The 22,144-nt window shown below is 61.0% G+C and carries 25 protein-coding genes; 13 read left to right on the plus strand and 12 right to left on the minus strand.

What is annotated here, in order from left to right; genetic code table 11:
* The first annotated feature begins 30 nt into the window (after window positions 1-30).
* A complete protein-coding gene (gene gap, locus MCB86_RS02635) occupies window positions 31-1,032 on the plus strand; it encodes a type I glyceraldehyde-3-phosphate dehydrogenase (protein ID WP_239609633.1) in 1,002 nt (333 codons plus the stop codon).
* Window positions 1,033-1,073: 41 nt separating this feature from the next.
* Entirely contained in the window at window positions 1,074-1,550 is a 477-nt protein-coding gene (locus MCB86_RS02640) for a methylglyoxal synthase (RefSeq protein WP_045162600.1), read from the plus strand.
* Here MCB86_RS02640 and scpB read toward each other — a convergent pair.
* From scpB to MCB86_RS02665, 5 genes are all read right to left on the minus strand, one after another.
* A complete protein-coding gene (gene scpB, locus MCB86_RS02645; RefSeq protein WP_239609635.1) occupies window positions 1,544-2,314 on the minus strand; it encodes an SMC-Scp complex subunit ScpB in 771 nt (256 codons plus the stop codon). The two genes, MCB86_RS02640 and scpB, sit on opposite strands and share 7 nt — an antisense overlap.
* A 39-nt stretch (window positions 2,315-2,353) precedes the next feature.
* The gene (locus MCB86_RS02650; RefSeq protein ID WP_239609702.1) at window positions 2,354-3,052 is read right to left on the minus strand and encodes a ScpA family protein; all 699 of its coding nucleotides are present in this window, start codon (window positions 3,050-3,052) and stop codon (window positions 2,354-2,356) included.
* Window positions 3,053-3,235: 183 nt separating this feature from the next.
* On the minus strand, window positions 3,236-4,411 hold the full coding sequence (locus tag MCB86_RS02655) for a tryptophan--tRNA ligase (RefSeq protein WP_045162673.1): 1,176 nt from the start codon (window positions 4,409-4,411) through the stop codon (window positions 3,236-3,238).
* A gap of 77 nt (window positions 4,412-4,488) precedes the next feature.
* Complete coding sequence (locus MCB86_RS02660) at window positions 4,489-5,112, minus strand: L-threonylcarbamoyladenylate synthase (protein WP_045162674.1); 624 nt, start codon at window positions 5,110-5,112, stop codon at window positions 4,489-4,491.
* A 13-nt stretch (window positions 5,113-5,125) separates the two neighbouring features.
* On the minus strand, window positions 5,126-5,992 hold the full coding sequence (locus tag MCB86_RS02665) for a PHP domain-containing protein (protein WP_045162603.1): 867 nt from the start codon (window positions 5,990-5,992) through the stop codon (window positions 5,126-5,128).
* A gap of 179 nt (window positions 5,993-6,171) precedes the next feature.
* Between MCB86_RS02665 and ispZ the strand changes: the two genes are divergently transcribed.
* The 6 genes from ispZ to MCB86_RS02695 all read left to right on the plus strand — a co-directional run bounded on the left by ispZ (window position 6,172) and on the right by MCB86_RS02695 (window position 10,224).
* Window positions 6,172-6,753: a septation protein IspZ gene (gene ispZ / locus MCB86_RS02670; RefSeq protein ID WP_239609637.1), complete on the plus strand. Its 582-nt coding sequence runs from the start codon at window positions 6,172-6,174 to the stop codon at window positions 6,751-6,753.
* 8 nt (window positions 6,754-6,761) lie between these two features.
* A complete protein-coding gene (locus MCB86_RS02675; protein WP_045162604.1) occupies window positions 6,762-7,061 on the plus strand; it encodes a YciI family protein in 300 nt (99 codons plus the stop codon).
* 75 nt (window positions 7,062-7,136) lie between these two features.
* Window positions 7,137-7,529, plus strand: coding sequence for a hypothetical protein (locus MCB86_RS02680; protein WP_239609639.1), 393 nt, complete (start codon window positions 7,137-7,139; stop codon window positions 7,527-7,529).
* A 19-nt stretch (window positions 7,530-7,548) separates the two neighbouring features.
* Complete coding sequence (locus MCB86_RS02685; RefSeq protein ID WP_045162606.1) at window positions 7,549-8,226, plus strand: response regulator transcription factor; 678 nt, start codon at window positions 7,549-7,551, stop codon at window positions 8,224-8,226.
* Window positions 8,227-8,359: 133 nt separating this feature from the next.
* Window positions 8,360-8,764 carry a Spy/CpxP family protein refolding chaperone gene (locus MCB86_RS02690; protein WP_239609704.1) on the plus strand — a complete coding sequence of 135 codons (405 nt, stop codon included), beginning with the start codon at window positions 8,360-8,362 and terminating at the stop codon, window positions 8,762-8,764.
* 86 nt (window positions 8,765-8,850) lie between these two features.
* Complete coding sequence (locus MCB86_RS02695) at window positions 8,851-10,224, plus strand: HAMP domain-containing sensor histidine kinase (protein ID WP_239609642.1); 1,374 nt, start codon at window positions 8,851-8,853, stop codon at window positions 10,222-10,224.
* Here MCB86_RS02695 and MCB86_RS02700 read toward each other — a convergent pair.
* Window positions 10,199-10,765 (minus strand): nitroreductase, encoded by a 567-nt coding sequence (locus tag MCB86_RS02700; protein ID WP_239609645.1) that lies wholly within the window; start codon window positions 10,763-10,765, stop codon window positions 10,199-10,201. The two genes, MCB86_RS02695 and MCB86_RS02700, sit on opposite strands and share 26 nt — an antisense overlap.
* A 122-nt stretch (window positions 10,766-10,887) precedes the next feature.
* Window positions 10,888-11,259, minus strand: a complete 372-nt coding sequence (locus MCB86_RS02705) for a YkgJ family cysteine cluster protein (RefSeq protein ID WP_080890617.1) — start codon at window positions 11,257-11,259, stop codon at window positions 10,888-10,890.
* A 190-nt stretch (window positions 11,260-11,449) separates the two neighbouring features.
* On the opposite strand from MCB86_RS02705, the gene MCB86_RS02710 reads away from it, so the two are divergent.
* Entirely contained in the window at window positions 11,450-12,901 is a 1,452-nt protein-coding gene (locus tag MCB86_RS02710; protein WP_239609647.1) for a TrkH family potassium uptake protein, read from the plus strand.
* Window positions 12,902-12,906: 5 nt separating this feature from the next.
* On the opposite strand, the gene MCB86_RS02715 is transcribed toward MCB86_RS02710, so the two are convergent.
* A complete protein-coding gene (locus MCB86_RS02715) occupies window positions 12,907-13,347 on the minus strand; it encodes a nucleoside deaminase (RefSeq protein ID WP_045162611.1) in 441 nt (146 codons plus the stop codon).
* A gap of 77 nt (window positions 13,348-13,424) precedes the next feature.
* The gene (locus tag MCB86_RS02720; RefSeq protein ID WP_239609649.1) at window positions 13,425-14,354 is read right to left on the minus strand and encodes a DUF808 domain-containing protein; all 930 of its coding nucleotides are present in this window, start codon (window positions 14,352-14,354) and stop codon (window positions 13,425-13,427) included.
* A 256-nt stretch (window positions 14,355-14,610) separates the two neighbouring features.
* Here MCB86_RS02720 and MCB86_RS02725 point away from each other — a divergent pair, with 256 nt between their 5' ends.
* From MCB86_RS02725 to MCB86_RS02740, 4 genes are all read left to right on the plus strand, one after another.
* On the plus strand, window positions 14,611-14,928 hold the full coding sequence (locus tag MCB86_RS02725) for an Mpo1-like protein (RefSeq protein ID WP_045162613.1): 318 nt from the start codon (window positions 14,611-14,613) through the stop codon (window positions 14,926-14,928).
* Window positions 14,929-15,100: 172 nt separating this feature from the next.
* Complete coding sequence (locus MCB86_RS02730) at window positions 15,101-16,489, plus strand: adenylate/guanylate cyclase domain-containing protein (RefSeq protein WP_045162614.1); 1,389 nt, start codon at window positions 15,101-15,103, stop codon at window positions 16,487-16,489.
* A 65-nt stretch (window positions 16,490-16,554) separates the two neighbouring features.
* Window positions 16,555-17,322, plus strand: a complete 768-nt coding sequence (locus MCB86_RS02735) for an AraC family transcriptional regulator (RefSeq protein WP_155397643.1) — start codon at window positions 16,555-16,557, stop codon at window positions 17,320-17,322.
* A 147-nt stretch (window positions 17,323-17,469) separates the two neighbouring features.
* Window positions 17,470-18,372: a DMT family transporter gene (locus MCB86_RS02740; RefSeq protein ID WP_239609650.1), complete on the plus strand. Its 903-nt coding sequence runs from the start codon at window positions 17,470-17,472 to the stop codon at window positions 18,370-18,372.
* 32 nt (window positions 18,373-18,404) lie between these two features.
* Here the strand turns inward: MCB86_RS02740 and MCB86_RS02745 are convergent, their stop codons facing one another.
* From MCB86_RS02745 to MCB86_RS02755, 3 genes are all read right to left on the minus strand, one after another.
* A complete protein-coding gene (locus MCB86_RS02745; RefSeq protein WP_045162616.1) occupies window positions 18,405-20,141 on the minus strand; it encodes an IlvD/Edd family dehydratase in 1,737 nt (578 codons plus the stop codon).
* 62 nt (window positions 20,142-20,203) lie between these two features.
* The gene (locus tag MCB86_RS02750) at window positions 20,204-21,505 is read right to left on the minus strand and encodes a TRAP transporter large permease subunit (protein WP_045162617.1); all 1,302 of its coding nucleotides are present in this window, start codon (window positions 21,503-21,505) and stop codon (window positions 20,204-20,206) included.
* On the minus strand, window positions 21,502-22,074 hold the full coding sequence (locus tag MCB86_RS02755) for a TRAP transporter small permease subunit (protein WP_045162618.1): 573 nt from the start codon (window positions 22,072-22,074) through the stop codon (window positions 21,502-21,504). The genes MCB86_RS02750 and MCB86_RS02755 overlap by 4 nt, the downstream gene beginning before the upstream one ends.
* Window positions 22,075-22,144 lie beyond the last annotated feature (70 nt).

Consider the following 22,144-nt stretch of genomic DNA (forward strand, 5'->3'; position numbering starts at 1 on the left):
TCCTACAACAAATTCCGCCAGGGACTCATTATGACCATTCGTATCGCCATCAACGGCTTCGGCCGTATCGGACGCAACGTCCTCCGTGCCCTGTACAGCCACGATTACCGCGAACATCTGCAGGTCGTGGCGATCAACGACCTCGGCAGCTCGGCGATGAATGCCCACCTCTTGCAGTACGACAGCGTCCATGGTCATTTCGACGCAAAAATCGAGGTCGGCGATGATCGGCTGATAGTCAATGGAGATTCGATCGCCGTGACGGCGATCCGCAACCCGGCAGAACTGCCTTGGCGCCAGCACGAAGTCGATGTGGTCTTCGAGTGTACCGGTCTATTTACCTCCCGCGAGAAAGCCAGCGCTCACCTGCAGGCCGGCGCCGGCAAGGTCATCATCTCCGCTCCGGCTTCCGGCGCCGATGCCACCATCGTCTACGGCGTCAATCACGACATTCTGCGCCAGTCGCATCAGATCATCTCCAATGCATCCTGCACCACCAACTGCCTGGCTCCGGTCGCACAGGCGCTGTCACGCGAATACGGTATCGAGCACGGGCTGATGACCACTATCCACGCCTATACCAACGACCAGAACCTGTCCGACGTTTATCACAGTGACCCCTACCGCGCTCGCTCGGCCACTCAGTCGATGATCCCGACCAAGACCGGTGCCGCCGAAGCCGTTGGCCTGGTGTTGCCGGAGCTGGCCGGCAAGCTGACCGGCATGGCCGTCCGGGTGCCGGTGATCAACGTATCGCTGGTGGACCTGACCCTGGAGCTCAGCCAGGAAACCACTGCAGAGGAAGTCAATGCACTGATGCTGGACGCCAGCCGACGCTCGCCCATACTGGCCTGTAACTCGCTGCCGCTGGTTTCCTGTGATTTCAACCACAATCCGATGTCGTCGATTTTCGACACCAACCACACCAAGGTTAGCGGACGACTGCTGAAAGTGATGGCCTGGTATGACAACGAGTGGGGATTTTCCAATCGGATGCTGGATACCTGCCGCGCCCTGCACGAGGCGCCGTAGTCAGCGCTTCGGCCCTACCGCCCAATCAGCCAGGGAAGAACATGAACCGTATCGATTTCGTTACCGCGACACTGCCCGCCCGCAAGCGCATTGCGCTAGTAGCGCACGATCACTGCAAGGAGCGTCTGCTGGAATGGGCCGACCGGCAGAAAGAGCGGCTGGCAAGGCATGAACTGCTCGCGACCGGAACCACGGGCCTACTGATTGAACGGCGCCTGGCGCTGCCGGTGGAATGCATGATCAGCGGCCCGCTGGGCGGGGACCAGCAAATCGGCGCACGCATCGCCGAGCGACGGATCGACATGCTGGTGTTCTTCTGGGATCCCTTCGAACCGCAGCCCCATGATCCAGATGTGAAAGCGCTGCTGCGGGTTGCCGCCGTGTGGAACATCCCGCTGGCGGCCAACGAGAGCAGCGCCGACTATCTATTGTCGAGCCCTCTGCTCGATGAAGCCCACTCCCTGAGCATCCCCGACTACAGCAGCTATCTGGCAGGCCGGCAGTCCGCGGATCAATAATCGCGGCGATCCTCGTCTGGAAGACGTTGGCTTTCGTCGTCCGCTTCGTCACGCAGGTCGTCGAAGTCGGTTTTGAGACCTGTTTCCATGCTGTCCAGCTCGGCCAGCAGGCTGCGAAAGCTGGTTTGCCCGCGAGAGGCCTCCTCCGGTTCCTGTTCGAGATCTGCACGAGCCTGCAACGCCACCGGCACGGGCGCTTCTTCCACATCCACTGGCAGCGGCTCGGGCTCCATTTCACGCAGCACCGCCAGCGGTGGCAGCTCGTCGAGGTTCTTCAGGTTGAAGTGATCGAGAAACTGCTTGGTGGTGGCGAACATGGCCGGTCGCCCCGGAACGTCGCGATGGCCAACCACTCTCACCCATTCGCGCTCCAGCAGTGTCTTGACGATCTGACTGTTAACCGCGACGCCACGAATGTCCTCGATCTCGCCCCGGGTAATCGGTTGCCGGTAGGCGATCAGCACCAGGGTCTCCAGCAAGGCGCGCGAATAGCGCTGCGGCCGCTCCTCCCAGAGCCGCCCCACCCAGGGCGAAAAGCGCTCGCGAACCTGCAGGCGATAGCCACTGGCAACCTCCTTCAGTTCGAACGCACGCCCCTTGCAGGACTTGTCGAGCACCTCCAGTGCTTTGCGCAACAGTGCCGGCGCGGGCCGCTCAGCTTCTTCGAACAGCTCGGCCATTCGGTCGATCGACATCGGCTTGCCCGCCGCCAGCAGAAAAGCTTCGAGCAGCGAAGCGAGATCCTTGGGATCGGAAAGATTCAACCTTGACTACCTCGGCTCATCCATAAATCGCACAAACAACTATTCGACCCGAGCTCGAACATGAATCGGCGCGAAGGGTTCGTTCTGCACCAACTCGACCAAGGATTCCTTGATCAGTTCGAGCACCGCCATGAACGTGACCACTACGCCAAGCCGACCTTCCTCGATCGTGAACAGAGCGGCAAAGGGAACGAAAGCGCCGCCTTTGAGCCTTTCCAGCACATCGCTCATGCGCTCACGAGTCGACAGCGTTTCGCGCGTGACCTGATGGCTTTCGAACATGTCGGCACGGCGCAACACCTCGGCCATGGAGATCAGCAGCTCCTCCAAACTGACCTCGGGCAACAGCTTGCGCGCCCGTGCATCCGGCGCATCCAGTCGCGGCACATGTAGCTCGCGACCGACACGTGGTAATTGATCGAGATCTTCGGAGGCCGCCTTGAAGCGCTCGTATTCCTGCAACCGGCGTATCAGTTCGGCACGCGGGTCGAGCTCGTCTTCTTCCACCTCAGCCGAACGCGGCAGCAGCATACGCGACTTGATTTCCGCCAGCATCGCGGCCATCACCAGGTATTCGGCAGCCAGCTCCAGACGCACCGCCTTCATCAGCTCGACGTAGCCCATGTACTGGCGGGTGATCTCCGCAACCGGAATATCCAGGATGTCAATGTTCTGCTTGCGAATCAGATAGAGCAGCAGATCCAGCGGCCCCTCGAACGCCTCGAGAAACACCTCCAGCGCATCTGGCGGGATATAGAGATCCTGCGGCAGATTGTTGAATGCCTCACCGTAGACCAACGCCAGCCGTAACTGCTCGCCGGGCGGATCGATCGGCGCGGCGGCCTGGGGTTCCTGCATGCTCTCTCCACGGTCGAAGGATATTGAAAGCGGCAACAGCTTAGTCCTGTGGCCCCGCGACCTCTAGCGGTAGTTCAGGCCCATGGCCTGACGCACGACCATCAGCGTTTCCCGGACCTCGTCACGGGCCTGTTCGGCCCCTTCAGCCAGAATGCTGCGCACCAGATCCGGATTCTGCTCGTAATCCTGAGCCCGCTCTTGGAGCGGTGCCAACTCGAGCTGGATCGCCTCGATCAGCGGCGCTTTGCATTCCAGACAACCGATACCCGCGCTGCGGCAGCCCTGTTCGGCCCATTGGCAGACCTCCTCTCCCGAATGGGAAAGGTGCATCTGCCAGACGGGGCAGCGCGTCGGCTCACCGGGATCGTGACGGTGCACCCGTGCCGGATCGGTGGGCATTCGCTTGATCTTCTCTTCGATTTCGTCAGGCGTGTCGCGCAGGAAAATGGAATTGCTGGCCGACTTGGCCATTTTGCCGCCGTCGAGTCCCGACAGCTTGGACGAATCGCTCAGCAGAGCCTGCGGCTCGGGCAGCAACAATCTGCCGCTTCCTTCCAGATACCCGAACAGACGCTCCTGATCCCCGATGGTGATGGTCTGCTGATCCTTGAGAAGGGCGCGGGCGGTGTTCAACGCCTCGAGATCGCCCTGTTCCTGATAGCTCTTGCGCAGGCTGGTATAGAGCTTGGAGCTCTTCTTGCCGAGTTTGCGTATGGCGGCCTCAGCCTTCGCCTCGAAGTCTTCCTCGCAGCCATAGAGATGATTAAAGCGTCGCGCCACGTCACGCGCGAACTCGATATGCGGCAACTGGTCGGCACCCACCGGCACGACCCCGGCTCGGTAGGCCAGAATATCGGCGGCTTGTAGCAGCGGATAACCGAGGAAGCCGTACGTGCCGAGATCCTTATGCTGCGAATCGAGCTGTAGCTCTTTATAGGACGGCACGCGCTCCAGCCAGGCCAAGGGACAGATCATCGACAGTAACAGATGCAGCTCGGCATGCTCAGGAACCTGGGATTGAATGAACAGGGTTGCGGAGCTCGGGCTAACCCCTGCCGCCAACCAATCGATCGCCATGTCCTGTACATGCCGGGCGATATCGCTACCGGCAGCGTGATCGGTGGTCAGAGCGTGCCAGTCGACGATGCAGAAAAAGCACTGATATTCATGCTGCATCCTGACCCAGTTCTTCAATACGCCGTGGTAATGACCAAGGTGAAGGCGGCCGTTGGGCCGCATTCCAGAGACCACACGTCGCTGCGAATCCATGGAGCTCAAAAGGGTTTCCTTCGTAGTTTTCGAAAAAGCGGATCGGGTCAGGCAGCGAAAGGCGCGGGATCACCACACCCCACCCGCACAACTTCCGGATCGCCGTCCACCAGGCTGATGACCGTGGAGGCCTCGACGCCACCGTAACCTCCGTCGATGATCAGGTCCACCTGATGCTCCAGCGCATCGCGCATTTCATAGGGATCGCTCATCGGCTCAGTCTCGCCGGGCAGTATCAGACTGACACTCATCAATGGCTCACCGAGCTCGGCAAGCAGCGCCTGGGCGATCGGCTGCGCCGGGACCCGCAGGCCAATGGTGCGGCGCTTGGGGTGCAAGAGCATCCGTGGCACTTCTCGGGTGGCGCTGAGGATGATGGTGTACGGCCCCGGCAAGTGCGTCTTGAGCAGACGAAAGGCCGCAGTGTCGACCTTGGCAAACAGGCCGAGCTGGGACAGATCACGGCAGACCAGCGTGAAGTTGTGTTTGTCATCCAGTTGGCGCAAGCGGCGAATACGTTCGATACCCGCCTTGTTGCCCATCGAGCAGCCAATGGCATACGACGAGTCAGTGGGATAAACCACCACTCCGCCGTTGCGAATGATTTCCACCGCCTGCTTGATCAGCCTGGCCTGCGGGTTTTCCGGGTGTACTTGAAAAAACTGGCTCACGGGAACTCCCTGTTCAGCGGGCAGCAGACTCGCATGGTTCATGGTCGAAATGTCTCCACAGCGGCGGCAGATCATCCGGCAAGGTTCGATACATTCCCAACTCCGACCAGTCGCCAGGCGCATGAAAATCGCTGCCGATACTGGCCATCAGGCCGAACTCACGCGCGAGAATCGACAGACCGCCGACCTGCTCCAGCGGCTGCATGCCGTTGACGACTTCCAGCGCGTGGCCACCGGCCTGGGCGAACTCGACCACCAGACGCCGCCGCTTGCTACGGGTGAAGTCGTATTGCCAAGGATGCGCCAGACTGATCCAAGCCCCCGCTTCGCGCAGCGTAGTTACGGTTTGTTCGAGACTCGGCCAGTGCTGTTTGACATCACCGAGCTTGCCCGAGCCGAGCCATTTACGAAATGCTTCGGCGCGGTCGCGAACATGGCCGGCGCGCACCAGAAATTCGGCAAAGTGCGGGCGTGCCGGGGCGTTGCCGCTGTCACCCAGCTCCTGTTGCACGGCTCGTGCGCCTTCCAGCGCGCCCGGCATGCCTTTCACTTCCAAGCGCTGGGCAATCAGTTCCGCCCGACGCCAGCGGCCGTCGTGCAACTCCGCGATGGCCTTCTGCAGCACCGCGGCGTCCCGGCGGAACGCATAGCCGAGGATATGAATAGTCGCGCCGCCCCAGACGCACGATAGCTCGATACCGTTGACCAGCCGGATCCCCAACGATTCTGCCATGGCACGGGCGGCATCGAGACCTTCCAACGTGTCGTGATCGGTCAGCGCGAGCAATTCGACACCACGTGCATATGCCCGCTCAACCAGTGCGTCGGGCGAGAGCACGCCATCGGACGCGGTGCTGTGGCAATGCAGATCAACAATCATTCGGGACCTATTCTCCAGGGACTTGGCGGCATACTGTTACTGACCGTCGCCGCCAGCGCTCGTGCCGTCATCCACTTCGCCAAAGCTTGCGCCGCGTCCAGGAAATGGTCCGCAGGCAGCGTTCCGCCGAAAGCGCGGTTTGCTATTATGCCGCCCACATACCGCTTCTGGCTCTCTTCGTGAAACAAATCGTCGACTTCATTCCGCTGCTGCTGTTCTTCGTGGTGTACAAACTCGAGCCCAGAACTTTCGAACTGGCGGATCTGAACGTCACCGTCGGCGGCATTTTCAACGCGACCGCGGCGCTCATCATCAGCTCGGTCGTCGTGTATGCCGCGCTGTTCATTCATCAGCGCCGGCTGACCAAGAGCCAATGGCTGACGCTTGCCGCATGCCTGCTGTTTGGTGGACTGACCCTGGCCTTGCACAGCGAGGCCATTCTCAAGTGGAAGGCGCCGGTGCTGAACTGGTTGTTCGCGCTAGCGTTCACCGGCAGCCATTTCATCGGCGAAAAGCCGCTTATCCAACGCGTAATGGGCCATGCGGTACAGTTGCAGCCGGCACAATGGACAAAACTTAATGTCGCCTGGATCCTGTTCTTCCTCATCTGCGGCTTCGCCAATCTGTTCGTCGCCTTCGTCTACCCCTCTATCTGGGTCGACTTCAAGATCTTCGGCAGCCTGGGGCTGACACTGCTTTTCATGGCAGGTCAGGCCGTATACCTGGCCCGCCACATGCAACCCGAACCTGAAGAATCATAGGAGTAAACATGCTCTACGCCATCATCGCCACCGACGTAGCGAACTCGCTAGAGAATCGTCTGGCGGCCCGCCCGGCCCACCTGGCGCGTCTCGAGCAGCTGAAAAGCGAAGGCCGCATGATTCTCGCCGGGCCGCATCCAGCCATCGATAGCAACGACCCAGGCGCTGCCGGGTTCACCGGAAGCCTGGTGGTCGCCGAGTTCGAATCCCTGCAAGCCGCGGAAGCATGGGCGGCGGCTGATCCGTACAAGGCTGCCGGCGTCTACGGAGAAGTGGTCGTCAAACCTTTCAAGCAAGTCTTTCCCTGAGTCGATCGGCTGACGCCGTCAGATATTGCTCTGGTCGTGGGGTTTCTACGGCCGTTTAAGGAAAAAGGAGTTCCGATGCGCCAAGGTTCGCTAACCCTGCTGTTTTTCCTGAGTGTTGCCATGCCGCTCGTGAACGCCGAGGAAGGTCCAATCGATCCGTCTGCCGAACGACCACAGGTGGAGCTCGAAGAACGCCTGTCCGACAATGAACTACAGCCCGAAGCGCCCAACGACAGCCTCAGCATGGCCATTACCGATGCCGAGCGGGCGCAGCTGGCGCATCTGCGCCAAGAGAACCACCGGCTGCGCATGCAGTTGCAGCAAGTCCAACCGAAGGCGCAACCGCAACCACAACTGCTGAACGATCAGCAGCAGTGGTTTGCTGTGGGCGGCGGCGTCGGCGTGCTGGGTTTCCTGCTGGGCGTTCTCACCACGCGGGGACGTCGGCGCCGGCAATGGTTGAACTGAAGCGGATACGAGCAAAGGCATGAGCGAACTGTTACTGATAGACGATGATGAGGAACTCTGCGAACTGCTGGTGAGCTGGCTCGCCCAAGAGGGTTTTGTCGCTCACGCCTGCCACGACGGTCAAAGCGCCCGCGCGGCACTGGCCGAACACCAGCCGGCTGCGGTGGTGCTCGATGTGATGCTGCCCGACGGGAGCGGCCTCGAACTACTCAAACAATTGCGCAGTGAACATCCGGACCTGCCGGTATTGATGCTTTCAGGGCGCGGCGAACCGCTGGATCGCATCCTCGGCCTGGAACTGGGCGCAGACGATTATCTGGCCAAACCCTGCGATCCCCGCGAGCTCACCGCCCGGCTACGTGCCGTGCTGCGGCGCAGCCAGCCGGCAAGCACGCCAACTCAACTGGAGCTGGGCGATCTTTGCTATAGCCCGGCGCGCGGCGTCGCTAGCGTCGGCGATCACGAGGTCACCCTGACGCTTTCTGAAGGCCGCATTCTGGAAGCGCTGCTCAGCCAGCCGGGCGAGCCTTTGGACAAGCAGGCACTGGCGCAGCTCGCCCTCGGTCGCAAACTGACCCTGTATGATCGGAGCCTCGACATGCACGTCAGCAACCTGCGGCGCAAGCTTGGCCCTCATCCCGATGGTCGTCCGAGGATCGTCGCCCTTCGCAGTCGCGGTTACCTTTACGCCTCCTGATCGGCTTTACCGAGCCTTTACCCTGTACTGACCGCCGTTGACCTTGCGCTCCCTAGACTGAGCTCATCCGATCGAAGCGCAAAGCGCGCAGGCGTTCTGGCGATCGGTTCCCATACACAGGAGAGACCTCATGATGCGCAAGACTGTTATAGCCGTGCTTTTCGCTTCCGCCCTGCCCACCCTTGCCATGGCGATGCCCGACGAGGGCCATCGCCATCATGGCGGCAAACATGCCCCGTTCGAACAGCTGAACCTCACTCAGGAACAGAAAGCGAAAATGCGCGACCTGATGGGGGCCCAGATGAAGCAACGTCGCGAAATCACCCAGCGCTACCTGGACAAACTGCCCGAAGCCGAGCGAAAGGCCATGCTGGACGAACTTAAGTCGAGCAAAGAAAACACCCACAAACAGATGCGCAACCTGCTCAAGCCCGAGCAACAGAAGCAGTTCGACGAAATGCACGAGAAGATGGAAGCCAAGCGAGCAGAGCGCGCCGAGTTCCAGCAATGGAAAGCCGAGCGCGATCAGAAGAGCTAATTCCAGGCTTGTGCGTCCGAAACCAACCCGCCGGTCGCGCCTCACCGAGGAGGCGCGAACTGGGCATTGTCGTAGAGAGATGACCGTTGCGATCTTTGTTCTGGCGTATCCTTGCAACATTCTGGCTGGCCATCGCGCTGGTGGCCGGCCTCGCCATGCTGCTGGGCCGCGCGCTAAACCAGGACTCCTGGATCATCAATCGGCATCCTGGCGTCAAGGATCTGGCCGAAATCTGGACGAGAGTCTACGAGCGCCAGGGCCCCTTGCCTGCGCAGTTTTTGCTCGAACAACACCGACAACGCTTCCATATCGACGTTCAGGTACTGGCCGAAAACGGCCAACCGATCATCCGCGGAACCTTTCCGGCACGCGCCGCCGCATTCGAAGCAAGACAGGAAAACCTCTCGGGACGCCTGCCTTGGCGGCGCCTGACCACCGACTACACCAGCCCGCTCAGCGGCGAAACCTACCTGTTCATCTACCGTATTCCCAATTCCGAATTGCAGGCCTGGCACCGTGGCAGCCTGTTCTGGCCATTGAGCGCGATCGCCATCACGCTGGTCGTGCTGACCGGCTTCAGTCTGCTACTCACCCTGTCCATCACGCGCCCCCTCGACCGCCTTCGCGGCGCCGTACATGACCTCGGGCAGACTACCTATCAGCAGAATTCGCTTGCCCGTCTGGCTACCAGACGCGACGAGCTCGGCGTGTTGGCCAAGGACTTCAATCGCATGGGCGCGCGCCTGCAGAGCCTGATCGGCAGCCAGCGACAGCTGTTGCGTGACGTTTCCCATGAGCTGCGCTCGCCACTTGCGCGGCTGCGCATTGCCCTGGCGCTCGCCGAACGAGCGACCCCGACGGAGCGTGAAGCCATCTGGCCGCGACTGGCGAAGGAATGTGACCGCCTGGAGGCACTCATCAGTGAGATCCTCGCGCTGGCGAGACTGGATGCCGAGCCCGGCGCGACGATCCCGGTCGATTTGCCGGCCATGTTCCAGCAACTGGAAGAAAATGCACGCATCGTGTCGCCTGCCCAGCGCATCGAAACCCGGATGGATGCCACGGTTGAATTTCACGGTTGGCCGGACATGCTGGAGCGAGCGCTGGACAATCTGCTGCGCAACGCGCTGCGCTTCAATCCAGAAGGCGCGCCGATCGAGCTGTACGCCACTGCCGACAACGACTGGCTGCTCCTGAGCATTCGTGATCGCGGTCCAGGTGTCGATGAAGCCCACCTCGCGCGACTGAGCGAACCGTTCTTCCGCGCGCCGGGGCAGACCACTGCCGGTCATGGGCTGGGACTGGCGATCGCCCGCCGCGCCGCCGAACGGCATGGCGGAGAGCTGTTGCTGGGCAATCATCCCGAGGGCGGTTTCGTCGCCAGCCTGAGGCTGCCGCTAAAACTGCCCGGTCCTTCCATCCCCGACCTGAGCTCTACTGCGCGCCGTTCCACCGGCTGACGAAAGACTGGGGATCCAACTCCGGCGGCGTCCGCAGATTGCCTTCCGGCGTGCCTAGATAAATGAAGCCGAGTACCTGTTCGTTCTCCGCCAGGCCTAATCGCTGTGCCACATGCCGGTCATAGGCGAACTCACCGGTGCGCCAGACCGCGCCTAATCCCTGGGCATGCGCCGCCAGCAACACACCATGCGCCGCACAAGCAACCGCGAGCACCTGCTCGGATCGGGGGATTTTTGGGTGCGGCAACACCTGGGCGATGACAACGACTAGCAGCGGTGCGCGCAGCGGCATCTTGCGCGCCTTGGTCAGGGCGTCCTCTGGCGCATCCGGCTGACGCAAACGAAGCGCCTCGACGAACACCTCGCCCAGCCGTTCGCGCGCGCCATCCTGAACGGTTAGAAAGCGCCACGGCCGAAGCTGACCGTGATCCGGTGCGCGCAGTGCCGCGCGGAACAAGACATCCAGTTGAGCGGCCGTCGGCGCCGGATCAGCGAGTCGCGTAACTGAAACGCGGTTGAACAACAGGTCAAGAGCATCCATCCAACACCTCCAAAACGAATCGGACATTCTAGGGGGTGTTGGCGTTTCATCGCGACCGCGCGGCACCATTTCGACAACGGCCTGTTTGGCAACCTAGCGGCTAACAGCTTGACAGGCGATGGTCAGGCGACCCGATCAGGCGACAGATGTGGCTCCAAAGGCGGAGTCAATGGTGGCAGGCCATGGGCGGCCCGGGCCGCGTCGCAATGGGCATTGTGCTGGCCATCGGCCCAGGACGCTTCGAACTCGCGGCAGGTACTCGAGCGCTGCTCATACATCGTGCAACGCACGCCACACCCCACATCGCCCATCAGGCCGACGCACCGCGCTGGCTTGGATTCGGTCCCGAGCATCGCAACATGAAATGGGCTGACCTGCACGGTCACGTTGTCGGGTACGGTACCACCGGATGAGGCGCACTCGCCCCAGAAGAAGGACACACGAAAATACGCGCAGCAGGCGCCGCACGTGAGGCAGGGATTGTCGATCGACATGGAAGGTGAACACCCAGAAACCGGGAAAGGGCCGGCGCCCGGGCGGCTATTCTAATCATCGCAACGGACTTGGGAAGAGCCTCCCGGGGTGCTCCACAAAAGATTTTCCAGCGGGCCGATAGCCGGTTTACTGCCGCTGCGACAGGCGTAGAATGGCGGCCTCATTTTTCGAGCCGAGCATCAATCAAAAATGGCCTTGCCGACGCTGCGCATTATCGGTTTCATCCTCGGCATTTTCCTGATCACCCTTGCAGTCAGCATGGTCATTCCAATGATCACGCTGTTCGCTTTCGATCGTACCGATGATCTCCAAGCGTTCATCTGGGCGAGCCTCATCACCTTCAGCTGCGGTTTCGCTCTGGTAGCGCCAGGCCGCCCGGCGAACACCCACCTGCGTCCTCGCGACATGTATTTCCTGACGACCATTAGCTGGGTGATCGTTTGCTGCTTCGCCGCCCTGCCACTGATGCTCATTCAGCACATCAGCTATACCGATGCCTTTTTCGAAACCATGTCAGGTGTTACCACCACTGGCGCAACTGTACTTTCAGGGTTGGATAGTGCATCGCCGGGTCTGTTGATGTGGCGCTCGTTGCTGCACTGGCTTGGAGGCATCGGCTTTATTGGTATGGCGGTGGGGATCCTGCCGTTTCTGCGAGTCGGTGGCATGCGCTTATTCCAGACCGAGTCATCAGACTGGTCGGAAAAGGTCATGCCCCGCTCTCACATGGCCGGCAAATACCTGATCGCAATCTATGTGGCGTTTACGCTGGCCGCCTTCGTTGCATTCTGGCTAGCCGGGATGAGCGGCTTCGATGCCATCAACCACGCGATGTCGACCGTGTCGACAGGGGGATATTCGACGTCCGACGCGTCCCTCGGCAAATTCAGCCCTGCATCGCATTGGGTTGCGATCTTCTTCATGGTGCTGGGCAGTCTGCCGTTTACGCTGTACGTCGCTACCGCACGAGGAAATCGCGGCGCTTTATTCCGCGATCAGCAGGTCAGGGGATTTCTCCTGATGCTTGCGCTCACCAGCCTTCTATTCAGCGGTTGGTACTGGCTCAACCATGATGACAACTTGCTCGACTCGCTGCGAATCGTAACGTTCAGCGTGGTATCGGTGATCACCACCACCGGCTTCGCCGTTACCGATTACACCCAATGGGGTGGATTCGCCGTCATGGCATTCTTCTACCTCACGTTCCTTGGCGGATGTTCCGGCTCCACCTCAGGCGGATTGAAGATGTTCCGCTTCCAGGTCGCCTATGCCCTGTTGCGTTCGAACCTCAAGCAACTGGTTCACCCGCGAGCAGTGATACGCCAGCAGTACAACGGTCACAACCTCGACGAAGAAATCGTCCGTTCGATTCTGACATTCTCATTCTTTATCACCATGACCATCGGCGTGCTGGCCCTGTGTCTGGCGCTACTTGGCTTGGACCCGATCACCGCACTCACAGGCGCGGCTTCAGCGGTCTGCAACGTTGGTCCCGGCCTGGGGCCGATCATCGGTCCAGCCGGCAACTTCTCGACTCTGCCAGACGCTGCAAAGTGGCTACTCTCAGTCGGCATGCTGCTCGGCCGTCTGGAAATCATTACCGTACTGGTCATGCTGACACCCTCGTTCTGGCGTCACTGATCCAATTAGGTTTCGCCGATATCCTCGTTCCACAGTTCAGGGCTATTGGCGATAAAGCTGCGCATCATCTCGACGCAGCCTGGGTCCTGCAACACTTCGACCTCGACACCGCGGCCACGTAGCAACAGCTCTTCGCCCATGAACGTCTGATTCTCGCCAACCACGACTTTGGGAATCCCATATAGCAGGATCGCCCCGCTACACATCGAGCAAGGCGACAGCGTCGTATAGAGCACCGATTCGGTATAAACAGAGGCCGGTTGCCGTCCGGCATTCTCAAAGGCGTCCATCTCGCCGTGCAGTACAGCGCTGCCCTGCTGAACACGTCGGTTATGTCCACGCCCGATGATCTGTCCTCGGTGGACGATCACCGAGCCGATCGGAATGCCGCCTTCGGCCAGCCCCTTCCTTGCCTCGTCGATTGCCGCCTGCATGAATGCATCCATCCCCTTCTCTCCCCTGAATATCCAAGCCAATGAACAGGCCGATACGGCTGAATCGCGCGCCACTCAAACGTGAGCACTCAGACCGCGTCGGTCTTGCCCTTGAACAGCCGACGGCCCAGCGTAAGCGCTGCGAAAACCAGCCCCCCGACGAGGATGCCGAATGCCGCATCGAGCACCGTCGGCAGCAACCCAGCCAACACCGAGCCGACATAGGGCAACGCCACGGTGTTCTGGGCGCTGTCCTCGATGAAATGGTGAATCGCCTGGATGCCATGGGTGAGGATGCCACCGCCGACCATGAACATGGCCGCCGTACCGATCACCGACAACGATTTCATCAACCAGGGCGCCACCGTCAGTATGCCCCGCCCGATCGCCTGCGCCGCGCCACTGGCGCTTTTACTCAAGGCCAGACCGGCATCGTCCAGCTTGACGATACCGGCGACCAGCCCGTACACGCCGACGGTCATGATGACCGCGATGCCCGCCAGCACCGCCACTTGTTCGGTGAAGCTCGCGGCCGCCACGGTACCCAGCGTGATGGCAATGATTTCGGCCGAGAGGATGAAGTCGGTGCGTACCGCGCCGCTGATCTTGTCCCGCTCAAAGGCGACCATATCGACCTGCGGGTCCGCCAGAGCCTGCAATTGCTGTGCATGGTGGTTGTCGTCTCGATGCAGAAAACGGTGCGCCAGCTTCTCGAAGCCCTCGAAACACAGAAACGCACCGCCGAGCATCAGCAACGGCGTAATCGCCCACGGAATGAACGCACTGATCAACAGGGCGGCCGGTACCAGAATCAACTTGTTTCGAAATGATCCCTTGGCCACCGCCCAGACGACGGGCAATTCCCGATCCGCCTTGACGCCTGTTACCTGCTGGGCGTTGAGGGCAAGATCATCGCCGAGTACACCCGCGGTTTTCTTCGCGGCGACCTTGGTCATGACGGAAACGTCATCGAGAACCGTCGCGATATCGTCGATCAGGGCAAGCAGGCTACTGGCCAATGCTGAGCATCCTCTGGAAGGGTTGGACAGAGCGGCGAGAACATGCCGCTGTATGGACTCTGGAACTAAGGCCGTCGCGCCGCAGCACAAGTTCCGGCGCAACTGCCGTCAGCGCTGGCTTCGCCACGCCAGCCCTATGCCATCGGGGCGCTGTCGGGGTTTCTGATGCCGGTCCGCAATACGCGAGCCGAAACCCTATGGCGAGCAAGCGTCAGCGAATCTAGACTGCGATGACGACAATAACAGGAGGTGCCGCATGAGCACGCAAACCGCCGAACGCTTTACCCGCTTTGCTGATTTTTATCCGTTCTACCTGGCTGAGCATAGCAATCGCATCTGCCGCCGCCTGCACTACGTGGGCAGCCTGCTGGTGCTGGCCATCCTTGCCTATGCGCTCATCAGCCAGCAATGGCTGTGGCTACTGGCGATGCCGGTGGCTGGATACGGATTTGCTTGGGTCGGCCATTTCGTTTTCGAGAAGAACCGGCCTGCGACCTTCCAGTATCCGCTGTACAGCTTTTTGGGCGACTGGGTCATGCTCAAGGATATGCTCACTGGAAAGATTCGCTTCTGAGGCTGAGCCAGGCACGGCCCGCTCGATACTCGCGGCCCGTCACGGATTGGACGGGCGATTTGGCGCAATGACGATGACTTGGTTATGATCGCCGGTCAGCGTCGTTCGATGCGCTGTTGCCTCCAACGGCGCATCCTAGAGCGCTGGAACCTTTCAGGGATAGTTATCCATCATGCCAACCGTGACCGGTGAACGGCGTAACGGCCTCGCGACTCGCCCCTTGCGCGAGTACTACGCCCGGGTGTTCGCCTACCTGACCTGCGCCGCCACGCTCGCCGCCGGTGTCTATACCCAGCAATTCGCCCTCGACTTGCTGTGGATGGTCCCCTATACCCTTCTCTATCCGCATTTCGCCTATCACCTGAGTTATCGCTTCAAGCGCGAATACCCGGAGCAAACTTCGCAGACCCTGCTGTGCCTCGACGCCTTGAATGCCGGCGCGGGAATCGTGCTGCTCGGCTGCATCCTCGTACCGAGCATGATGTTTCTGCTGACCCTCGGTTTCAGCGCACTGGTTATTGGCAGCCTGCGCCACTTGTTGATGACCATACTGATGGTGATCATCGGTGCCGGGCTGACCAGCCTGCTGGTGCCTTTGCGCTTCGACGGCGCAACCCCTACTCTGGTGTCGGCGGTCAGCATTTTGTTCACCACCCTGTATGTCTGTATCACGGCCTACTACGTGCACCAGCAGGGCGAGCGACTGGCACAGGCGCGCCGCGAAGTGGAAGCCGAGCAGGCAAAAGCCGCACGGTTGGCTCGTAATCTGGCCAAATACCTATCCCCGCAGGTGTGGGAGTCGATCTTTTCCGGCAAGCGCAGCGTACGGCTGGAAACCCAGCGCAAGAAACTTACGGTGTTCTTTTCGGATATCAAGGGCTTCACCGAGCTCGCCGAAGAGCTGGAAGCAGAAGCCCTGACCGATCTGCTCAACAACTACCTCAACGAGATGTCGAAGATCACCCTCAAGTACGGCGGAACCATCGACAAGTTCGTTGGTGACTGCGTGATGGTGTTTTTCGGCGACCCCACCAGCCAAGGCGCAAAAAAGGATGCGGTGGCGGCGGTATCGATGGCCATCGCCATGCGCAAACACATGAAGGTGCTGCGCCAGCAATGGCGGGCGCAAGGCATTACGAAGCCGATGGAAATCCGCATGGGGATCAACACCGGCTACTGCACGGTCGGCAACTTCGGTGCCGACACCCGCATGGACTACACCATCATCGGCCGCGAAGTTAACCTGGCCAGCCGTCTGGAAAGCTCCGCCGAAGCCGGGGAAATTCTCATTTCCCACGAGACCTACTCCCTGGTCAAAGACGTCATCATGTGCCGCGACAATGGCCAGATCACGGTCAAGGGGTTCAGCCGACCGGTTCAGATCTATCAGGTCGTGGATTTTCGGCGCGATCTCGGCGCAACCAATAGTTTCGTCGAACACGAACTACCGGGCTTCTCCATGTACCTGGATACCAACGGTGTCCAGAACTTCGACAAGGAACGTGTCATCCAGGCGCTCAACCAGGCGGCTGACAAACTGCGCGACAAAGTCATCATGTAGTGCCAACGGCACGCGTCGAATTCCGCCGCAGCCGGCCACGCCATCCGCTTGCAGTCGAGGTAAACATGTCGCCCATCCTGTCCCTGCGTCATTACAACCAGGACCAGGTCATTCACAGCCATCAACATACGCAATTGGTGTTCGGCCTGCGGGGACAGCTGGATTTCGAGATTGATGGGCACGGTAGCCGCATTCAACAACAACGCCTTGCTGTAGTACCCAGTGATGCGCGCCACGCATGCGGTAGCACCGATGGCAGCCTCTGCCTGGTCGTGGACATACCCGATGGCGGCTGGTTACAACAGCACCTTGGTCATCACGCCAGCTCCACTCAGCGCTTGCTGGAGCAGTCCGCAGCACTACAGCTGACGCCATCCCAAAGCCAGCTCGTCAGCTGGCTTGCCGCCAGCCCGATCAACGATTCAATCATTGGCGCACAAGGCGCAGCCTTGCTGCTGGCCAGCCTGGGGGCAGGCTGCGAGCAAATCAGCCGACCGCAGTCGCTTCCGCTGGCCGCGCTCCATGCCCACGTCGACCGGCATCTGGCGCATCCGCTTGAAGTCAGGGATCTCGCCCGACTGGCCGGCCTCTCCGTACAACGCTTCCATGTACGTTTCGTCAGCGAAACGGGCCTGACGCCACAAGAGTTCATCCGATTGCGCCGCCTGCAACAAGGCCGAGAGCTACTGAGCAGTACCCAATTGGCAGTCGGCGAGATCGCCGCACGCGTCGGCTATGCGTCGCAAAGCGCCTTCACGGCCGCTCTCAACCGCCAATACGGCACTACGCCTCGCGCCATCCGCCGCGAGACGCACGACAAATCACGAGACTGACGCGACAGACGAGCCGCACCGCACGACCTACCCTGGTGGCTCAACGCTGCGGGCGATGCTCCAACGCATATCGCGAGGCTCCATGATGAACTTATTCGACACCTCTGCTTCCCCTTTTCAAGGCCGATCCAAGCAGGCGGATCTACCGTGACCCACCGCAACGCCTTATTGGCGATCCACTTCGGCGCGCTGATGTTTGGCCTCTCGGGGGTATTCGGCAAGCTGGCCGAAAGTCCGCCCCTGCTCATCACCTTTGGCCGCGCACTGTTTGCCGTCATCGCCTTGTTGCTGGCAGCGCAGTTCTTGCGTGTCGGCGGCAACCGTCCAAGCGGGCGGCAGCGTGTTGGCCTGTTGCTCGGCGGCGTGCTGTTGGGCGGGCACTGGCTCACCTTCTTCATGGCCGTAAAGATCGGAGGGGTCGGCATCGCCACGCTGGGCTTCGCCAGCTTCCCGGCCTTCACGGTGCTGCTTGAAGGACTGCTGTTTCGCGAGCGTACCCGTCCGGTCGAGTTCGCCATGGTGGGACTGGTATGCGCAGGCCTGCTGCTGGTGACGCCACACTTCGATCTCGCCAGTGAAAGCACTGTAGGGCTGCTCTACGGCATCCTCTCGGGGCTGACGTTCGCCCTGCTCTCGCTGCTCAACCGTGCCGTCACCCGCGGCGTCGACCCGGTACAGGCCGCACTTTGGCAAAACGGCACCATCCTGCTGTGTCTGCTGCCTGTCACCTGGACCTCACTTCCCGCGGTACCAGTGCTGGACTGGCTATGGCTGGGATTACTCGGCGTGTTCTGTACGGGACTGGCGCACAGCCTGTTCGTGGCGAGCCTCAAGGTGCTGAAGGCGCGGACCACGGCGGTGGTTTTCGCCCTCGAACCGGTCTACGGGATTGCTTTCGCGTGGTGGCTGTTCAACGAACAACCCACCCTGCGCATGCTGATCGGCGGTACCTTGATCATTCTCGCCACGGTGATCACCAGCCGTCTCAAGGCTCCGGCTGGGACCAGTGCCGCAGCATCGCTGACAGAGATGCCGAAGGCGCAGCGTTAGCTACGCCGGGCATGCAGCGGACAGCACTGCCGTCAGTGGGAATGACGCGGTACGTCCGCCCCTCGACAGCCCACGAGGAAGTCGAAGTCGCAGCCTTCATCCGCCTGTAGTACATGATCGACGAACAGGCGCCGATAGCCGCCGTCCCACAACAAGCCCTGCGGCGCTTGCCAGGCAGCCAATCGCTCTTTCAACTCTGCATCGGGAATGTCCAGATGCAGGCGGCCCGCCAGGCAATCCAGTTCGATGAAGTCGCCGTTACGCACCACTGCCAGCGGTCCACCAGCGGCGGCTTCGGGGGCGACGTGCAACACCACGGTGCCGTAGGCAGTCCCGCTCATCCGCGCATCGGAGATTCGCACCATGTCGGTAATCCCCTTCGCCAGTACCTTTGGCGGCAACCCCATGTTGCCGACCTCGGCCATGCCGGGATAACCCTTGGGTCCGCAGTTCTTCATCACCAACACGCAGGTTTCATCGACGTCCAGCTCCGGATCGGCGATGCGCGCCTTGTAGTCGTCGAAGTCCTCGAAGACCACCGCACGCCCTCGGTGCTTCATCAGCTCAGGTGTCGCCGCAGAGGGTTTCAACACCGCCCCGCTGGGTGCCAGATTACCGCGCAGCACGCAGATGCCGCCGTCCTCGCGCAGCGGATTGTCCAACGCACGGATAACCTCGTCCTGCCCGTAGATCGGTGCTTGGGCGCAGTTGTCCCACAGCGACTTGCCATTGACGGTCAAGGCATCCGGGTTGGGTAACAACTGGTTTTCACCCAACCGACGGATCACAGCGGGCAGGCCACCGGCGTAGTAGAACTCCTCCATCAGGAAGCGCCCCGACGGCTGCAAGTCGACGATGGTGGGCATGCCCCGGCCGATGCGCGTCCAGTCATCCAGATCGAGCTCGACGCCTATCCGCCCGGCGATCGCCTTGAGATGGATCACCGCATTGGTCGAACCGCCAATGGCGGCATTGACGCGGATGGCATTCTCGAACGCCTGCTTGGTCAGCACCTTGGACAGCCGCAGGTCTTCCTGAACCATCTCGACGATGCGCATGCCGGACAGATGCGCCAGCACGTAGCGGCGCGAATCCACTGCGGGAATCGCCGCGTTGTGCGGCAACGAAGTACCCAGCGCTTCGGCCATGCAGGCCATGGTCGAGGCCGTGCCCATGGTGTTGCAGGTGCCGGCCGAGCGCGACATGCCAGCCTCGGCCGAAAGAAATTCGTCGAGACTGATCAGGCCGCCCTTGTACGCCTCGTGCATCTGCCAAACGATGGTCCCGGCGCCGATGTCGCGGCCGTTATGCTTGCCGTTGAGCATCGGACCGCCGGTAACGACGATGGCGGGAACGTCGCAACTTGCTGCCCCCATGAGCAACGCCGGGGTGGTCTTGTCGCAGCCGGTGAGCAGCACCACCGCATCGATGGGGTTGCCACGAATCGACTCTTCCACATCCATGCTGGCCAGGTTACGGGTGAGCATGGCGGTCGGCCTGAGGTTCGATTCGCCGTTGGAGAACACCGGAAACTCCACCGGAAACCCGCCTGCTTCCAACACGCCCTTTTTCACGTGCTCGGCGATCTTGCGGAAATGCGCGTTGCAAGGGGTCAGTTCGGACCATGTGTTGCAGATGCCGATGATCGGCTTGCCCTGGAATTCGTGATCCGGAATGCCCTGATTCTTCATCCAGCTGCGGTACATGAAACCGTTCTTGTCGGTGGTGCCGAACCATTGAGCGGAGCGTAGGGGGCGTTTGTCGGTCATTTGCGATGCACCTGTTTCAGCGGCTGACCCGCCGGGCCCGCCAGATTGAACGTTCGGGTTGATTACAGCAGCCAGGTCGAGATGGCCGGGAAATACAGCAGCAGGCCGAGTACCGCGATCTGAATGACGATGAAGGGCACCATCGAACGGAAGATGTCGGTCAGCGTGATATCCGGCGGCGCCACGCTTTTGAGATAGAAGGCAGCAGGGCCGAAGGGTGGCGAGATGTAGGACACCTGCATGCTCACCGCGAACAAAATGCCGAACCACACCGGGTCGTAGCCGAGCTCGACGACTATGGGCACGAAGATCGGCAGGCAAAGCATGGCGATGCCGATCCAGTCGAGAAACATGCCCAGCAGCAGGAAGATCAGCATCATCACCAGCACGATGACGAAGGGCGCCACCTCCAGCCCGGTAATCGCGGATGAGACGAAGCGGTTGCCGCCCATCAGGTTGTAGACCCCGACCAGACAGGCCGCACCGATACCGATCCAGACAATCATTCCGCAGGTTTCCAGCGTCTGGGTCAGGCTTTCCTGAAGCAGCTTGACGCTGAATTCGCCGCGCACCAGCACGGCCAGCAACACACCCAGCGCGCCCATGGCCGCGGCCTCGGTGACCGAGGCGATACCGCCGTAGATGCTGCCGAGCACCAACCCGGCGATGGCGATCGGAAAGAACATGCCCTTGAAGGCTTCGGCCAACGTAAGTCGTGGCTGATTGATGTCCTTCTCCAGATGCGCACCACCCATATGCGGATACCGCATGCACATCACCACCACGTAGAGCATGTAGCTGCCCATCAACAGCGCCGCGGGCATAATCGCCGCCTTGAACAGGTCGGCAATGGAGACGCTGGCGATCAGCCCGTAGATGATCAGCACGATCGACGGCGGCACCATGGTGCCCAGCGAGCCACCCGCGCAGACCACGCCGATGGCGATGCGCTTGTCGTAGCCCAGGCGAAGCATCTGCGGCAGGGCCAGCACGCCGAGCAGGACGATTTCGCCACCGATGATTCCCGAAATCGCAGCGAGAAAGAACGCCACGACGATGGTCTGTACCGCGACCCCGCCCGGCAGCCGACCGGCGAAAAAGCGCATGGAATTGAACAGATCCCGCGCCAGACCCGATCGGTCCAGCAAGCCCGCCATGAAGACGAACATCGGTACGGCCACCAACGAGTATTCGGTGATAAAGCCGAACATCCGGCTCGCCACCAACGGCACCGCCACAGGTCCAAACCAGCCGAGGGTGAAACCGGCGGCCACCAGGCCGGTGACGAAGGCCAGCGGCAGGCCCAACACCAGCAAAGCGAAGATCGCGAAGATCATCAGGTAGGTTGCGATCTCGATGGTCATTGCGCGGCATCCGAATCATGACGTGCACGACGGTGAGTCGCGATCCGCACCACCTGCTGCACACACATCAGGGCAATCGAGGCGAGAATGACGATCTTGGTGAAGGCCGGCAGCGGCTGGTTCCAGGACGACCCGGAGGTTTCCAGGCGCCAGCTGCCATCGGGCGCGTGAGTCGCGTTATAGGCCAGCACCCAGGCGGCATAACCGATCGCCAAACAGAACAGGATGCCCAAAAGCAGATTCAGCAATTCCAGCCAGCTCCGCTTACGCGGCGAAAGCCGGTCGAGCAGGATGCGAATCTGGATATGCCGGTTGGTCGCCAACGCATAGGGCCCACCCAGCGCGAAGATCGCAGCGACCAGAAAGGTCGTGGTCTCGTGCGCCCACTCGGTCGGCGAGTTGAAGCCGTAGCGCATGATGACCTCGAACACACTGACCAGCATGGCGATGAACACCAGCCAGGCGATGGCTTGGCCGGCGCGACGAACGCCGCGATCGAGCAATCCGCGGCCCGGTTCGGGGGCGCAGGCGTCGAGATGATCGTCAGATGAAGGTTGAGCATTTTTCACAGCGAAACTCCTCGGACTACCCGGCCGAAGCCAGGGAGCCGTTGGTCATCGAAGAGAGGAACCGCAAGGT

Source organism: Pseudomonas sp. KSR10, from assembly GCF_022355455.1.
Lineage (GTDB): Bacteria > Pseudomonadota > Gammaproteobacteria > Pseudomonadales > Pseudomonadaceae > Stutzerimonas > Stutzerimonas stutzeri_E.

What these genes read in the sequence shown, in the direction of transcription:
- gap (WP_239609633.1), top strand. Translation starts at nt 31, where the DNA reads ATGACCATTCGTATCGCCATCAACGGCTTCGGCCGTATCGGACGCAAC.
- MCB86_RS02640 (WP_045162600.1), top strand. Translation starts at nt 1,074, where the DNA reads ATGAACCGTATCGATTTCGTTACCGCGACACTGCCCGCCCGCAAGCGC.
- MCB86_RS02655 (WP_045162673.1), bottom strand. Translation starts at nt 4,411, where the DNA reads ATGCGGCCCAACGGCCGCCTTCACCTTGGTCATTACCACGGCGTATTG.
- MCB86_RS02665 (WP_045162603.1), bottom strand. Translation starts at nt 5,992, where the DNA reads ATGATTGTTGATCTGCATTGCCACAGCACCGCGTCCGATGGCGTGCTC.
- MCB86_RS02675 (WP_045162604.1), top strand. Translation starts at nt 6,762, where the DNA reads ATGCTCTACGCCATCATCGCCACCGACGTAGCGAACTCGCTAGAGAAT.
- MCB86_RS02680 (WP_239609639.1), top strand. Translation starts at nt 7,137, where the DNA reads ATGCGCCAAGGTTCGCTAACCCTGCTGTTTTTCCTGAGTGTTGCCATG.
- MCB86_RS02685 (WP_045162606.1), top strand. Translation starts at nt 7,549, where the DNA reads ATGAGCGAACTGTTACTGATAGACGATGATGAGGAACTCTGCGAACTG.
- MCB86_RS02690 (WP_239609704.1), top strand. Translation starts at nt 8,360, where the DNA reads ATGCGCAAGACTGTTATAGCCGTGCTTTTCGCTTCCGCCCTGCCCACC.
- MCB86_RS02700 (WP_239609645.1), bottom strand. Translation starts at nt 10,765, where the DNA reads ATGGATGCTCTTGACCTGTTGTTCAACCGCGTTTCAGTTACGCGACTC.
- MCB86_RS02705 (WP_080890617.1), bottom strand. Translation starts at nt 11,259, where the DNA reads ATGTCGATCGACAATCCCTGCCTCACGTGCGGCGCCTGCTGCGCGTAT.
- MCB86_RS02710 (WP_239609647.1), top strand. Translation starts at nt 11,450, where the DNA reads ATGGCCTTGCCGACGCTGCGCATTATCGGTTTCATCCTCGGCATTTTC.
- MCB86_RS02715 (WP_045162611.1), bottom strand. Translation starts at nt 13,347, where the DNA reads ATGGATGCATTCATGCAGGCGGCAATCGACGAGGCAAGGAAGGGGCTG.
- MCB86_RS02725 (WP_045162613.1), top strand. Translation starts at nt 14,611, where the DNA reads ATGAGCACGCAAACCGCCGAACGCTTTACCCGCTTTGCTGATTTTTAT.
- MCB86_RS02730 (WP_045162614.1), top strand. Translation starts at nt 15,101, where the DNA reads ATGCCAACCGTGACCGGTGAACGGCGTAACGGCCTCGCGACTCGCCCC.
- MCB86_RS02735 (WP_155397643.1), top strand. Translation starts at nt 16,555, where the DNA reads ATGTCGCCCATCCTGTCCCTGCGTCATTACAACCAGGACCAGGTCATT.
- MCB86_RS02745 (WP_045162616.1), bottom strand. Translation starts at nt 20,141, where the DNA reads ATGACCGACAAACGCCCCCTACGCTCCGCTCAATGGTTCGGCACCACC.
- MCB86_RS02750 (WP_045162617.1), bottom strand. Translation starts at nt 21,505, where the DNA reads ATGACCATCGAGATCGCAACCTACCTGATGATCTTCGCGATCTTCGCT.